Here is a 13,421-nt window from a genome sequence, read left to right as displayed (position 1 = left end):
GAGGGTCAGGATGTGGGCTGTAGCCGGGCCGCCAGGGCCTGGTCGCGCGGGTCGGCGGAGGCCTCCAGGCCGGCGCGGACACCGGCCTGGTCGGCAGCGGAACGGTTCTGGCCGAGCTTCCACTTGCCTTCCAGGCGGCGGATCGGCAGGGCGAAGCCGACGATGGCGCGCAGCATGCTGGCCAGGTAGTCGGCCGGGGCTTCGTCCACGGACCAGGGGCGTGCCTGACGCGCTTCGTGGCGGTCGCTGAGCTGGCGCACCAGGGCCAGCAGGCGTTCGGGGTCGTCGAACACTTCGGCCTGGCCCCAGGCGTGCACGGCGATGTAGTTCCAGGTAGGCACCGCCTTGCCGTGCTCGGCCTTGCTCGGGTACCAGCCGGGGTGGACGTAGGCGTCCGGGCCGCTGAACACCACCAGGGCTTCGCTGCCAGCGGCCAGGTCGCGCCAGTGCGGGTTGGCCCGGGCGAAGTGGCCGTAGAGGGTGCCGAACTCGCCTTCGCCGGGGGCCAGCAGCAGCGGCAGGTGGCTCGCCTGCAGGCCCTGGGGGCCGGCGCTGGTGAGCAGTGCGAGGCCGCTGGCGTCGATCTGGGCATGGAGCTGGGCCAGGTCGTCCTGGCGGAAGGCGGCGGGGCAGTACATGGTCGGTCTCCTCGGCGATGGCTTCATGCTAGGCAGGGAATTGGCCTTGTGTAAGATCCATTGGCCGCCACTTTCATAGAGCCAATCGAGGCCGCCATGACCGCCACGCCCCCCTTGCCCGTCGACCTCTCCGGCATCCGCCTGGACCCTGCGCGGGGGCTGTCCCGCCAGCTCTACGAGGCGCTGCGCGAACGCATCCTCGACGGGCGCCTGGGCAGCCGCACGCGCCTGCCCGCCAGCCGCGACCTGGCGGCGCTGCTGGGCATCTCCCGCAACACCGTGACCCGCGCCTTCGACCAGCTCTACGCCGAGGGCTACGTGGAGGGGCGGGTGGGCGATGGCACCTACGTGGTGGAGTTATCCACAAGCCCGCCGGTGGCACTGCCCGAACCGCTCGGGCCGGCGCCAAGCGTGGCCCTGGAGCGCCTGGAGCGGCATCACCTGCCGGCTTCGCCGGAGCGCGCGCCCCGGGCCTTTCGCATCGGCGTGCCGGCCTTCGACCTGTTTCCCTTCGAGACCTGGGCGCGACTGTCTGCGCGCTTCTGGCGCAAGCCGTCGCTGGCGCGCCTGGGCTATGGCGACCCGGCGGGCGACCGCGGCCTGCGCGAGCTGGTGGCGGCCTACCTGCGCAGCAGCCGGGGCCTGGCCTGCGATGCGGAGCAGGTGGTGATCACCTGCGGTGCGCAGCAGGCCATCAGCCTCTGTGCGCAGTTGCTGGTGCAGCCGGGGGACCGGGTGGCTGTGGAAAACCCCGGCTATCGCGCGGCGGGCCACGCGTTCGCGGTGGCGGGTGCACGGCTGGTGGGGGTGCCTGTGGACAACGAGGGGCTGGTCTGCCCGGCGCTGTCCGCTGTGGATAACTGCCGGCTGGTGTACCTGACACCGTCCCACCAGTACCCGACGGGGGTGACGCTGTCCCTGGCGCGGCGCCTGGAGCTGCTGGAGTGGGCCGAGCGCGAGGGCGGCTGGATCATCGAGGACGACTACGACGGCGAGTACCGCTACAGCGGGGTGCCGCTGGCGCCCCTGGCTTCGCTGGACCGGCAGGGGCGGGTGCTCTACGTCGGCACCTTCTGCAAGATCGCCTTCCCGGCCCTGCGCCTGGGCTACCTGGTGCTGCCACCGGCCCTGGCCCAGCCCTTCGCCCGGCGGCTGGCCCTGGACATGCGCCATTCGGAGATCGGCACCCAGGCGGTGATGGCGGAGTTCATCGCCGCCGGGCACTTCCAGCGCCATGTCCGGCGCATGCGCCAGGCCGCCCGGGCGCGTCGCGATGCCTTGCTGCGGGACTGGCCGGCGGCGATTCCCGGTTGTGCACCGATGCCGGCGGTGGAAGCGGGGCTGCACCTGTGCATCCGGGTCGACAGCCAGGCGCGGGAGCAGGCACTGCTGGGCGCCGCGCGGGCGGCGGGGGTGGAGATGAACGGGTTGAGCGGCTATTGGCTGGAGGACAGCGACACGCCTGTGGATAACCGCGCCGGGCTGGTGCTGGGCTTCGCCGCCGTGCCCGAGCCGGCGATCGCCGAGGCGGTGCGGGTGTTGCGCCGGGCCTGGCGGGTATAGATGCCGTAGAGGCTTCTGCGTCGGATGTGAGTCCGGTCGGTGGATAAAAAGAACGTTATCCACCCTACGCAATGACTGGCACCCGTCGGGTGGATCGCGCTTCATCGATCCACCAGCGGAGTTGCGGCGGGTCCGGATGGTGGGCTGAAGCCCACCCTACGCCTGGGCAGCCACCGTAGCCTGGGCTTCAGCCCAGGGATGTTCGGCTCCAAATTCCCGGGCTGAAGCCCGGGCTACGGCTGGCAGGTGCGGATGCCGCAGGGGGAGGCTTCGGTGTCGGGCGTGAGTCCGGTCGGTGGATAAAAAGAGCGTTATCCACCCTACGCAATGGACCGGCGTCCGTAGGGTGGATCGCGCTTCATCGATCCACCAGCGGTGGGCTCCGATGGTGGGCTGAAGCCCGCCCTACGTGGGGCACTTTTCCACAGGCAAAAAAAAGGATGGTCAGACGACCATCCTCTGGAATGAGGGGCTACGCCCCTCCTGGTGAGACGGTAAGGCTCAGGCCTTCAGCGGTACGAGGCGCGGGGCGATCATGTTTTCCGGGCGGAGGATGTCCGCCAGCATGGAGTCGTCCAGCAGCTTCTCTTCGCGAACCAGTTCCAGTACGCCGCGGCCGCTGATCAGGGCCTCCTTGGCGATACGGGTGGAGTTCTCGTAGCCGATGTAGGGGTTGAGCGCGGTGATCAGGCCGATGGAGTTCTCCATCAGGCGGCGGCAGTGCTCTTCATTGGCGGTGATGCCGACGATGCAGTGCTCGCGGAGCATGTCCATGGCGCGCTGGAGCAGGCGGATCGAGTCGAAGATCTTGTAGGCGATCAGCGGCTCCATCACGTTCAGCTGCAGCTGGCCGCCTTCGGCTGCGAGGGTCAGGGCCAGGTCGTTGCCGATCACTTCGAAGGCGACCTGGTTGACCGCTTCCGGGATCACCGGGTTGACCTTGCCGGGCATGATCGAGCTGCCCGGCTGGCGTGCCGGCAGGTTGATCTCGTTGATGCCGGTGCGCGGGCCGCTGGAGAGCAGGCGCAGGTCGTTGCAGATCTTCGACAGCTTGACCGCGGTGCGCTTGAGCATGCCGGAGAACAGCACGAAGGCGCCCATGTCGGAGGTGGCTTCGATCAGGTCGGCGGCGGGCTTCAGCGGCTGGCCGCTGATTTCGGCCAGGCGCTCGACGGCCAGCTTCTGGTAGCCGGGGTCGGCGTTGATGCCGGTGCCGATGGCGGTGCCGCCCAGGTTCACTTCGGTCAGCAGTTCGGGTGCCAGGCGACGCAGGCGGTCCAGGTCCTCGCCCAGGGTGGTGGCGAAGGCGTGGAATTCCTGGCCCAGGGTCATGGGCACGGCGTCCTGCAGCTGGGTGCGGCCCATCTTCAGCACATGGGCGAATTCTTCACCCTTGGCGGCGATGGCCTGGATCAGGCTGTCGAGGCTGGCCAGCAGGGCGTCGTGGCCGAGCAGCAGGCCGAGGCGGATGGCAGTGGGGTAGGCGTCGTTGGTGGACTGCGCCATGTTCACGTCGTTGTTCGGGTGCAGGTGCTTGTATTCGCCCTTCTGCTTGCCCATCGCTTCGAGGCCGATGTTGGCGATGACCTCGTTGGCGTTCATGTTGGTGGAGGTGCCGGCACCGCCCTGGATCATGTCCACTACGAACTGGTCGTGGTACTCGCCACGGATCAGGCGGGCGCAGGCCTCGGTGATGGCGGCGTGCTTGTCGGCCGGCAGGTGGCCGAGCTGCTTGTTGGCGTCGGCGGCGGCCTGCTTGACCATGGCCAGGGCGACTACCAGTTTGGGGTAGTGCGACAGCGGTACGCCGGAGAGGCGGAAGTTCTGCACGGCGCGCAGGGTCTGGATGCCGTAGTAGGCATCGGCGGGGACTTCGAGGGTACCGAGCAGGTCTTTTTCGACGCGGAAGGATGCAGCAGCGGACATGATGCGATTCATCTCTGGAAGAACACGGCTAGTGCCGCGATGCCCGCTAATCTAAGGCTCCAGGCATTTTTAGACCAATGCTGTTATTCGCTGCCCTATGCACAATCGGCATAATGCAGGTGTGACGCCGCTTCGCTGGCAAGCGTGTGCACCAAAATCGAGCATTCCCTGGAAGGCCCCATGAACCTGGAAACCAAATGGCTGGAGGATTTCGTCGCCCTGGCCAACACCCGCAGCTTCTCCCAGGCCGCCGAGCGGCGCTTCGTCACCCAGCCGGCGTTCAGCCGGCGCATCCGCAGCCTGGAGGCGGCGCTGGGGCTGACCCTGGTGAACCGCTCGCGCACGCCGATCGAGCTGACCGACTCGGGCCAGCTGTTCCTGGTCACCGCGCGCAGCATGGTGGAGCAGCTGGGGGAGGTGGTGCGCCGCCTGCACCACCTGGAGGGCCAGCAGGGCGAGGTGTTGCAGTTCGCCGCCGCCCACTCCCTGGCGCTGGGCTTCTTCCCGCAGTGGATCGCGCGGTTGCGGGCCGAGGGGCTGAACATATCCAGCCGCCTGATCGCCACCAACGTGGGGGAGGCGGTGCACTCGCTGCGGGAGGGGGGCTGCGACCTGATCCTGGCCTTCTATGACCCGGACGCGGCGCTGCAGATGGACCCGGAACTGTTCCCGTCCATGAGCCTGGGGCGCACCGAGATGCTGCCGGTGTGCGCGGTGGACGCCGAGGGCAAGCCGCTCTACGAGCTGGACAGCGGGCAGAGCGTGCCGCTGCTGGCCTACAGCGCCGGGGCCTTCCTCGGGCGTTCGGTGAACCTGCTGCTGCGCCAGCGGGCCCTGCGTTCCACCACGGTGTACGAGACGGCAATGGCCGACAGCCTCAAGAGCATGGCGCTGCAGGGCCTGGGCGTGGCCTGGGTGCCGCGCTTCAGTGCCGAGGCGGCGCTGGCGCGGGGGGATCTGGTGGTGTGCGGCGGGCCGCATTGGCACGTGCCGCTGGAGATCCGCCTGTACCGCTGCGCGCTGGTGCGCAAGGCGGCCATCCGCCTGCTGTGGCGCAAGCTGGAGGGCGGGCTGGGGGCGACGCTGGAGGGGGGAGGGGCCGGCTGAGCCGGCCCCGGCGGGTCAGGGGTTGATGACGATGCGGCCTTCGATCTTGCCGGCGCGCATCTGGTCGAAGATGCCGTTGATGTTGTCCATCGAGTCCTTGTGGATGGTGGCCTTCACCAGGCCTTCGCCGGCGAAGTCCAGCGCTTCCTGCAGGTCGGCACGGGTGCCGACGATGGAGCCGGTGATGCTGATGGCCTTGAGCACCACGTCGAAGATCGGCGTGGGGAAGTCGCCCGGGGGCAGGCCCACCAGGGCCACGGTGCCGCCGCGACGGGCCATACCGATGGCCTGGCCGAAGGCGCTGTTGGACACGGCGGTGACCAGCACGCCGTGGGCGCCGCCGATGTCGCGCTGGATCACCTCGGCGGGGTTCTCGTTGCGTGCGTTGATGGTCAGGCTGGCGCCGAGCTTGCGGGCCAGGTCGAGCTTGGCGTCGTCGACGTCGATGGCCGCCACATGCAGGCCCATGGCGCGGGCGTACTGCACGGCCACGTGGCCGAGGCCGCCGATGCCGGAGATGGCCACCCACTGGCCGGGGCGGGCGCCGGTGACCTTCAGGCCTTTATAGACGGTGACGCCGGCGCAGAGGATCGGCGCGATCGCGTCGAACTCGACGTCCTTGGGCAGCAGCCCGACGTAGTTCGGGTCGGCCAGCACGTATTCGGCGTAGCCACCGTTCACCGAGTAGCCGGTGTTCTGCTGGCCTTCGCAGAGGGTTTCCCAGCCGGTCAGGCAGTGTTCGCAGCAGCCGCAGGCGGTGTACAGCCAGGGCACGCCGACCCGGTCGCCTTCGCGGACGCGGGTGACGCCGCTGCCGACGGCGGCGACGTAGCCGACGCCTTCATGGCCGGGGATGAAGGGCAGGGCGGGTTTCACCGGCCAGTCGCCCTCGGCGGCGTGGAGGTCGGTGTGGCAGACGCCGGAGGCCTCGATCTTCACCAGGATCTGGCCGGGGCCGGGCAGCGGCACCTTCACTTCCTCGATCCGCAACGGTTCACCGAAGGCATGGACGACGGCGGCTTTCATGGTCTTGTTCATGGCTTTCACCTCCTGGCTGTGGAGCCTGGGAGTGTGCCGTGCCGAGCGTGACAAACCTTGCGCTGGGACAAGGTTACGGCCCGTGGCGGGCACCGCGTGACGGACGGTCGAGGCGGGTGATTACCGCGCCCGCCTTTGCGGTATACTGCGCGGCCTTCGGCCGGCAGCGCACGCCGGCCCACATCGCAGACAAGCCACGCCCTTGAGCGTGGCTTGTTGGTTTTCGACCCTTGATGAGGTACGACGATGAGCGCACTGGTAGGCGTGATCATGGGCTCCAAGTCCGATTGGAGCACCCTCAGCCACACCGCCGAGATGCTGGACAAGCTGGGCATCCCCTATGAAGTGAAGGTGGTCTCCGCCCACCGCACCCCGGACCTGCTGTTCCAGTACGCCGAAGAGGCCGAGGCCCGCGGCATCCAGGTGATCATCGCCGGTGCCGGCGGTGCCGCCCACCTGCCGGGCATGTGCGCGGCCAAGACCCACCTGCCGGTGCTCGGCGTGCCGGTGCAGTCGTCCATGCTCTCGGGCGTCGACTCGCTGCTCTCCATCGTGCAGATGCCGGCGGGCATCCCGGTCGCCACCCTGGCCATCGGCAAGGCCGGTGCGGTGAATGCCGCCCTGCTGGCCGCCAGCATCCTCGGCCACCAGCACCCGCAGTACCACGCGGCGCTGAAGGCCTTCCGCGAGGAGCAGACCCGCACCGTTCTCGACAATCCGGACCCGCGCGAGGCCTGACCCATGAAGATCGGCGTGATCGGCGGCGGCCAGCTCGGCCGCATGATGGCCCTGGCGGGCACCCCGCTGGGCATGGACTTCGCCTTCCTCGACCCGGCCCCCGACGCCTGCGCTCAGGCGCTCGGCGAGCACATCCGCGCCGACTACGGCGACCAGGACCACCTGCGCCAGCTGGCGGACGAAGTGGACCTGGTGACCTTCGAGTTCGAGAGCGTGCCGGCCGAGACCGTGGCCTTCCTCTCCCAGTTCGTGCCGGTCTATCCCTCGGCCAATGCCCTGCGCATCGCCCGTGACCGCTGGTTCGAAAAGTCGATGTTCAAGGACCTGGGCATCCCCACCCCCGAGTTCGCCGACATCCAGTCCCAGGCGGACCTGGACGCCGCCGTGGCCGCCATCGGCCTGCCGGCGGTGATGAAGACCCGCACCCTGGGCTATGACGGCAAGGGCCAGAAGGTCCTGCGCAGCCCGGCGGACGTGGCCGGTGCCTTCGCCGAGCTGGGCAGCGTGCCCTGCATCCTCGAAGGCTTCGTGCCCTTCACCGGCGAAGTGTCCCTGGTGGCGGTGCGCGCCCGTGACGGCGAGACGCGCTTCTACCCGCTGGTGCACAACACCCACGAGAACGGCATCCTGCGCCTGTCCATCGCCAGCACCGACCACCCGCTGCAGAGCCTGGCCGAGGACTACGTCGGCCGCGTGCTGCGCGAGCTGGACTACGTCGGCGTGCTGGCTTTCGAATTCTTCGAAGTGGACGGCGGCCTGAAGGCCAACGAGATCGCCCCGCGCGTGCACAACTCCGGGCACTGGACCATCGAAGGCGCCGAGTGCAGCCAGTTCGAGAACCACCTGCGCGCCGTTGCCGGCCTGCCGCTGGGTTCCACCGCCAAGGTGGGCGAGAGCGCCATGCTCAACTTCATCGGCGAAGTGCCGCCGGTGGAGAAGGTGATCGCCGTCGGCGACTGCCACCTGCACCACTACGGCAAGGCCTTCAAGGCCGGGCGCAAGGTCGGCCACGCCACCCTGCGCAGCGCCGACCTGCCGACCCTGAAGGCGCGCATCGCCGAGGTCGAGGCGCTGATCGCCGGCTGAACCCCTGCCGCTGCGCTGCTGTCTGATCAAGGGCGTGTCCACGGACACGCCCTTTTTCATTCAGGATTCAGGAGTGACTGCCATGGGGCTCATCGGAACGCTATTCATCGGCCTGGTCGTGGGCCTGGTCGCACGCTTCCTCAAACCGGGCGATGACAGCATGGGCTGGATCTGGACCATCCTGCTGGGCATCGGCGGTTCCATCGCCGCCACCTACGGCGGCCAGGCGCTGGGCATCTACCGTGCCGGGCAGGGGGCGGGCTTCATCGGTGCGGTGGTCGGCGCCATCGTCCTGCTGATGATCTACAGCGCCATCAAGAAGGACTGAGGGCTGGGAACCGGGAACGGGCGCGGCTAGTCTTAGCGCCTGTTTCCCGCCCGCGAGCCCGCACCATGCGCCGTACCCTGCTGTTTCCCCTGCTGCTGTGCAGCGCCCTGGCCCACGCCCAGCTCCCCGAGACCGACTGGCTGGAGCTGATGCCCCCGGAGGACCGCAAGGCCCTGGAAGAGATGCCGGACATCAGCCACAACACCCCCGAAGGCGAAGGCACCTTCACCAACAAGGGCGGGCTGAAGCAGCAGGACAAGGACCTGCCGGCGGTGATGTATTCGGCGAAGACGGTGGCCACGCTCAACGGCAAGAAGATCCGCCTGGGGGGCTACCCGGTGCCGCTGGAGACCGATGCCAAGGGGCGTAACACGCTGTTCTTCCTCGTGCCTTACCCGGGCGCCTGCATCCACGTACCGCCGCCGCCGCCGAACCAGATCGTGCTGGTGCGCTTCCCCAAGGGCATCGCCCTGGACGACATCTACACCCCGCTCTGGGTGAGCGGCACGCTCAAGGTGGAGCCGGTCAGCAACGACCTGGCCGACGCCGCCTACGCGATGGACGCCGGCGAGGTGCGGGTGGTGCAGGACGAGGACCTCTGACGGGCCTCAGGCCACTTCGCCACGGATGTACTGCTCCAGGTGAAGGATCAGGTTGTCCTGCTCGGCCATGGCTTCCTTCACCAGGTCGCCGATGGACAGCAGGCCGATCAGTTGGCCGTCTTCCACCACCGGGAGGTGGCGCATGTGACGGTCGGTCATCAGCGACATGCATTCGCGGATGCTCTGCCGGGCATGGACGGTGAACACCGGCTCGGTCATGAACTCGCGCACCGGCGTCGCCACCGAGGAACGCCCCTGGAGCACGCCGCGCCGGGCGTAGTCACGCTCGCTGACGATGCCCACCAGGCGACCGCCTTCGGTGACCGGCAGGGCGCCGATGTTCTGTTCCGCCATCAGGCGCAGGGCTTCGAGCATCGGGGCATCGGCCTCGATGGTGTGGACCTGCTGGCGAGGCTTGGCGTGAAGCATCTGGGCGACGGTTTTCATGGCTTCTCCTCCCTGGGGATGGCGCTGACTGGAAGCGCAGGATGCACCTGCAGCCGGTGCGGCGGCCAAGTGGGAATTTTCATGATGACCATTGAGAAATTCATGAGCCGGCCAGGTGCTGCGGCGGGCTCGGATGGTGGGCTGAAGCCCACCCTACGCGGTGCGGCTTAGCCTGGGCTTCAGCCCAGGGAGATTCGACTCCAAGTCCCCGGGCTGAAGCCCGGGCTACGGCTGGTAGGTGCAGATGCCACAGCGGGGAGGCTTCGGTGTCGGGTGTGAGTCCGGCCGGTGGATAAAAAGGGCGTTATCCACCCTACGCAATGACTGGCACCCGTAGGGGGGATCGCGCTTCATCGATCCACCAGCGGAGTTGCGGCGGGCCCGGATGGTGGGCTGAAGCCCACCCTACGCGGTGCGGCTCCCGTAGCCTGGGCTTCAGCCCAGGGATCTTCGGCTCCAGGTCCCCGGGCTGTAACCGTTGGGACATAGGCAAAAAAAGGGAGCCTTTCGGCTCCCCACGGGGACTTCGGGTCGAGATCATTCGATCTCGATCAGCACCTCGCCCGGGTTGACCCGGTCGCCCTTGGCGACGTGGATCGCCTTGACGGTGCCGGCGATGGGCGCCTGGACTTCGGTTTCCATCTTCATGGCTTCGGTGATCAGCACGGCCTGGCCGGCCTTGACGCTGTCGCCTTCCTTGACCAGCACGTCGACGATGTTGCCCGGCATGGTGGTGCTGACATCGCCCGGTGCGCTGGCGCTCTTGCGCTTGTTGCCGCCGCCGCCGATGAATTCGTTCAGCGGCTCGAACACCACTTCTTCCGGCATGCCGTCGATGGACAGGTAGAAGTGGCGCTTGCCGTCGCTCTTCACGCCCACGCCGGTGATGTCCACGCGGTAGCTCTCGCCGTGCACGTCCACCACGAACTCGGTGGGTACGCCCTCGCCGCCGACCGGGGCCGGGCCCTGGCCGTTGGGGATGGGCAGCAGTTCCTCGGGCTTGAGGGTGCCGGCGGCGCGCTCTTCGAGGAACTTGCGGCCGATGTCCGGGAACATGGCGAAGGTCAGCACGTCTTCCTCGGACTTGGCCAGGCTGCCGATCTCGGCGCGCAGCTTGTCCAGCTCGGGCTTGAGCAGGTCGGCCGGGCGCACGTCGATGACTTCCTCGTTGCCGATGGCCTGGCGGCGCAGCTCTTCGTTGATCTGCCCGGCGGCCTTGCCGTAGCGGCCTTGCAGGTAGAGCTTCACCTCGTTGGTGATGGTCTTGTAGCGCTCACCGGCCAGGACGTTGAAGAAGGCCTGGGTGCCGACGATCTGCGAGGTGGGGGTGACCAGGGGCGGGTAGCCCAGGTCGGCGCGCACGCGCGGGATCTCTTCCAGCACTTCGCCCATGCGGTTCAGGGCGCCCTGTTCCTTCAGCTGGTTGGCCAGGTTGGAGATCATGCCGCCGGGCACCTGGTTGACCTGCACGCGGGTGTCGACGCCGGTGAACTCGCTCTCGAACTGGTGGTACTTCTTGCGCACGGCGTGGAAGTACAGGCCGATCTCCTGGATCAGCTCCAGGTCCAGGCCGGTGTCGTAGGGGGTGTTGCGCAGGGCCGCGACCATGGACTCGGTGCCGGGGTGGCTGGTGCCCCAGGCCATGCTGGAGATGGCGGTGTCGATGCGGTCGGCGCCATTCTCCACGGCCTTGAGCTGGCACATGCTGGCCACGCCGGCGGTGTCGTGGGAGTGCACGGCCACTTCCAGGGGCAGGGCATCCTTCAGGGCCTTGACCAGGTCGCCAGTGGCGTAGGGGGTCAGCAGGCCGGCCATGTCCTTGATGGCGATGGAGTCCACGCCCATGGCGGCCATCTGCTTGGCCTGCTCGACGAAGGCGTCGATGGTGTGCACCGGGCTGGTGGTGTAGCAGATGGTGCCCTGGGCGTGCTTGCCGGCGGCCTTCACCGCCTCGATGGAGACGCGCAGGTTACGCACGTCGTTCATGGCGTCGAAGATGCGGAACACGTCGATGCCGTTGACGGCGGCCTTGGCCACGAAGGCGCGGACCACGTCGTCGCTGTAGTGGCGGTAGCCCAGCAGGTTCTGCCCGCGCAGGAGCATCTGCAGGCGGGTGTTGGGCAGGGCGGCCTTGAGCTTGCGCAGGCGCTCCCACGGGTCTTCTTTGAGGAAGCGCACGCAGGCGTCGAAGGTGGCGCCGCCCCAGACTTCCAGGGACCAGTAGCCGACCTTGTCCAGCTTGTCGCAGATCGGGAGCATGTCCTCGGTGCGCATGCGGGTGGCCAGCAGCGACTGGTGGGCGTCGCGCAGGATGGTGTCGGTGACGGTGACTTTCTTGCTCATGTTCTGAATCCTTCCCCTACAGGCCGGCGTGGGCAGCGATGGCGGTGGCGATGGCGATGGCCAGGTGCGACGGGTTGCGCTTGATGGAGTACTGGGTCAGTTCCGGGTGGGCTTCGACGAAGCTGGTGTTGAACTGGCCGCTGCGGAACTCGGGATCGCGGAGGATCTCCTGGTAGTAGGCGGCGGTGGTCTTGACCCCCTGTACGCGCATGTCGTCGAGGGCGCGCAGGCCGCGGTCGAGGGCTTCTTCCCAGGTCAGCGCCCAGACGATGAGCTTCAGGCACATCGAGTCGTAGTAGGGCGGGATGGTGTAGCCGGTGTAGATCGCCGTGTCGGTGCGCACGCCGGGGCCGCCGGGGGCGTAGTAGCGGGTGATCTTGCCGAAGGAGGGTAGGAAGTTGTTCTTCGGGTCCTCGGCGTTGATGCGGAACTGCAGGGCGTAGCCCCGGTGGATGATGTCGTCCTGCTTGACCGACAGCTCCAGCCCGGAGGCGACGCGGATCTGCTCGCGGACGATGTCGATGCCGGTGATTTCCTCGGTGATGGTGTGCTCCACCTGGACCCGGGTGTTCATCTCCATGAAGTACACCTCGCCTTCGGCGAGCAGGAACTCCACGGTGCCGGCGTTCTCGTAGCCCACGGCCTTGGCCGCGCGCACGGCCAGGTCGCCGATGTAGGCGCGCTGCTCGGGGGTGAGCTGCGGGCTGGGGGCGATCTCGATGAGCTTCTGGTTGCGGCGCTGGATCGAGCAGTCACGCTCGAACAGGTGCACGGTGTTGCCGAAGGAGTCGGCCAGCACCTGGGCTTCGATGTGCTTCGGGTTGACGATGCACTTCTCCAGGAACACTTCCGCCGAGCCGAAGGCCTTGGTGGCCTCGGAGATCACCCGGGGGTAGGCCTGCTCCAGTTCCTCGCGGCTGTTGCAGCGGCGGATGCCACGGCCGCCGCCGCCTGAGGTGGCCTTGAGCATCACCGGGTAGCCGATGCGGTCGCCTTCGCGCAGGGCCTCGGCCAGGTCGGCGACGTTGCCCTCGGTGCCGGGGGTGACCGGTACGCCGGCCTTGATCATGCTGCGGCGCGCCTCGGTCTTGTCGCCCATGCGGCGGATGACCTCGGCGGACGGGCCGATGAACTTGATCCCGCGCTCGGCGCAGATCTCCGCCAGCTCGGCGTTCTCCGAGAGGAAGCCGTAGCCGGGGTGCAGGGCGTCGCAGCCGGTCTCCACGGCCAGGTTCACCAGCTTGCGCGGGTTCAGGTAACCGGCCAGCGGGTCTTCACCGATGCTGTGGGCTTCGTCAGCGCGCTTCACGTGCAGCGCATGGCGATCGGCCTCGGAGTAGATGGCCACCGAGCGGATGCCCATCTCGGCGCAGGCGCGCACGATGCGGACAGCGATCTCACCCCGGTTGGCGATGAGGATTTTCTTGATCACGAGTGTTCCCTCGACCAAGTGGGCAGGCGAACGGCGTAGGCCGGTCGGCGAGTGACCGAGCCAGGCTGGACGGTCGCGTATCTAACCTAAATCGAAGTTTGTGAATAACCAAAATCAATAATTATTGGGATATCCATTAGGAAGGCCTTATAGTCCGGCGCCGCACCCCCCGA

General features: G+C 67.9%; 12 protein-coding genes. 6 read left to right on the top strand and 6 right to left on the bottom strand.

Annotation, left to right across the window (positions count from 1 at the left end):
• Positions 1 to 5: 5 nt before the first annotated feature.
• Complete coding sequence (locus tag RTK35_RS06320; protein WP_044400032.1) at positions 6 to 638, bottom strand: FMN-binding negative transcriptional regulator; 633 nt, start codon at positions 636 to 638, stop codon at positions 6 to 8.
• A gap of 96 nt (positions 639 to 734) precedes the next feature.
• Between RTK35_RS06320 and RTK35_RS06315 the strand changes: the two genes are divergently transcribed.
• The gene (locus RTK35_RS06315) at positions 735 to 2,201 is read left to right on the top strand and encodes a PLP-dependent aminotransferase family protein (protein WP_316907638.1); all 1,467 of its coding nucleotides are present in this window, start codon (positions 735 to 737) and stop codon (positions 2,199 to 2,201) included.
• A gap of 501 nt (positions 2,202 to 2,702) precedes the next feature.
• On the opposite strand, the gene aspA is transcribed toward RTK35_RS06315, so the two are convergent.
• On the bottom strand, positions 2,703 to 4,127 hold the full coding sequence (gene aspA, locus RTK35_RS06310; RefSeq protein WP_044400038.1) for an aspartate ammonia-lyase: 1,425 nt from the start codon (positions 4,125 to 4,127) through the stop codon (positions 2,703 to 2,705).
• A 180-nt stretch (positions 4,128 to 4,307) separates the two neighbouring features.
• Here aspA and RTK35_RS06305 point away from each other — a divergent pair, with 180 nt between their 5' ends.
• Positions 4,308 to 5,234, top strand: coding sequence for a LysR substrate-binding domain-containing protein (locus RTK35_RS06305; RefSeq protein ID WP_074969684.1), 927 nt, complete (start codon positions 4,308 to 4,310; stop codon positions 5,232 to 5,234).
• A gap of 15 nt (positions 5,235 to 5,249) precedes the next feature.
• On the opposite strand, the gene adhP is transcribed toward RTK35_RS06305, so the two are convergent.
• Positions 5,250 to 6,272 carry an alcohol dehydrogenase AdhP gene (gene adhP, locus RTK35_RS06300; protein ID WP_074969682.1) on the bottom strand — a complete coding sequence of 341 codons (1,023 nt, stop codon included), beginning with the start codon at positions 6,270 to 6,272 and terminating at the stop codon, positions 5,250 to 5,252.
• Between the two features lie 246 nt (positions 6,273 to 6,518).
• On the opposite strand from adhP, the gene purE reads away from it, so the two are divergent.
• From purE to RTK35_RS06280, 4 genes are all read left to right on the top strand, one after another.
• Positions 6,519 to 7,010, top strand: a complete 492-nt coding sequence (gene purE / locus RTK35_RS06295; RefSeq protein ID WP_044405744.1) for a 5-(carboxyamino)imidazole ribonucleotide mutase — start codon at positions 6,519 to 6,521, stop codon at positions 7,008 to 7,010.
• 3 nt (positions 7,011 to 7,013) lie between these two features.
• Entirely contained in the window at positions 7,014 to 8,096 is a 1,083-nt protein-coding gene (locus RTK35_RS06290) for a 5-(carboxyamino)imidazole ribonucleotide synthase (RefSeq protein WP_142013390.1), read from the top strand.
• Between the two features lie 82 nt (positions 8,097 to 8,178).
• Positions 8,179 to 8,424: a GlsB/YeaQ/YmgE family stress response membrane protein gene (locus RTK35_RS06285; RefSeq protein ID WP_044405746.1), complete on the top strand. Its 246-nt coding sequence runs from the start codon at positions 8,179 to 8,181 to the stop codon at positions 8,422 to 8,424.
• A gap of 65 nt (positions 8,425 to 8,489) precedes the next feature.
• Entirely contained in the window at positions 8,490 to 9,026 is a 537-nt protein-coding gene (locus RTK35_RS06280) for a DUF3299 domain-containing protein (protein ID WP_142013403.1), read from the top strand.
• 6 nt (positions 9,027 to 9,032) lie between these two features.
• Here the strand turns inward: RTK35_RS06280 and RTK35_RS06275 are convergent, their stop codons facing one another.
• The 3 genes from RTK35_RS06275 to RTK35_RS06265 form a co-directional block, all read right to left on the bottom strand.
• On the bottom strand, positions 9,033 to 9,473 hold the full coding sequence (locus RTK35_RS06275) for a CBS domain-containing protein (RefSeq protein ID WP_044405749.1): 441 nt from the start codon (positions 9,471 to 9,473) through the stop codon (positions 9,033 to 9,035).
• A gap of 537 nt (positions 9,474 to 10,010) precedes the next feature.
• Positions 10,011 to 11,816 carry a sodium-extruding oxaloacetate decarboxylase subunit alpha gene (gene oadA / locus RTK35_RS06270; protein WP_044405751.1) on the bottom strand — a complete coding sequence of 602 codons (1,806 nt, stop codon included), beginning with the start codon at positions 11,814 to 11,816 and terminating at the stop codon, positions 10,011 to 10,013.
• A 16-nt stretch (positions 11,817 to 11,832) separates the two neighbouring features.
• Positions 11,833 to 13,248, bottom strand: a complete 1,416-nt coding sequence (locus tag RTK35_RS06265; protein ID WP_044405753.1) for an acetyl-CoA carboxylase biotin carboxylase subunit — start codon at positions 13,246 to 13,248, stop codon at positions 11,833 to 11,835.
• Positions 13,249 to 13,421 lie beyond the last annotated feature (173 nt).

Source organism: Pseudomonas sp. zfem003, from assembly GCF_032621675.1.
In the GTDB taxonomy this organism is placed as follows: Bacteria; Pseudomonadota; Gammaproteobacteria; order Pseudomonadales; family Pseudomonadaceae; genus Metapseudomonas; species Metapseudomonas otitidis.
The sequence above is the reverse complement of the archived record's forward strand: the minus strand, read 5'-3'. Positions and strand labels throughout refer to the sequence as shown.

Excerpts from the sequence above, each read along its gene's own strand:
- RTK35_RS06280 (WP_142013403.1), top strand. The coding sequence starts at position 8,490 with ATGCGCCGTACCCTGCTGTTTCCCCTGCTGCTGTGCAGCGCCCTGGCC.
- adhP (WP_074969682.1), bottom strand. The coding sequence starts at position 6,272 with ATGAACAAGACCATGAAAGCCGCCGTCGTCCATGCCTTCGGTGAACCG.
- RTK35_RS06315 (WP_316907638.1), top strand. The coding sequence starts at position 735 with ATGACCGCCACGCCCCCCTTGCCCGTCGACCTCTCCGGCATCCGCCTG.
- RTK35_RS06305 (WP_074969684.1), top strand. The coding sequence starts at position 4,308 with ATGAACCTGGAAACCAAATGGCTGGAGGATTTCGTCGCCCTGGCCAAC.
- aspA (WP_044400038.1), bottom strand. The coding sequence starts at position 4,127 with ATGTCCGCTGCTGCATCCTTCCGCGTCGAAAAAGACCTGCTCGGTACC.
- RTK35_RS06285 (WP_044405746.1), top strand. The coding sequence starts at position 8,179 with ATGGGGCTCATCGGAACGCTATTCATCGGCCTGGTCGTGGGCCTGGTC.
- RTK35_RS06320 (WP_044400032.1), bottom strand. The coding sequence starts at position 638 with ATGTACTGCCCCGCCGCCTTCCGCCAGGACGACCTGGCCCAGCTCCAT.
- oadA (WP_044405751.1), bottom strand. The coding sequence starts at position 11,816 with ATGAGCAAGAAAGTCACCGTCACCGACACCATCCTGCGCGACGCCCAC.
- purE (WP_044405744.1), top strand. The coding sequence starts at position 6,519 with ATGAGCGCACTGGTAGGCGTGATCATGGGCTCCAAGTCCGATTGGAGC.
- RTK35_RS06290 (WP_142013390.1), top strand. The coding sequence starts at position 7,014 with ATGAAGATCGGCGTGATCGGCGGCGGCCAGCTCGGCCGCATGATGGCC.
- RTK35_RS06275 (WP_044405749.1), bottom strand. The coding sequence starts at position 9,473 with ATGAAAACCGTCGCCCAGATGCTTCACGCCAAGCCTCGCCAGCAGGTC.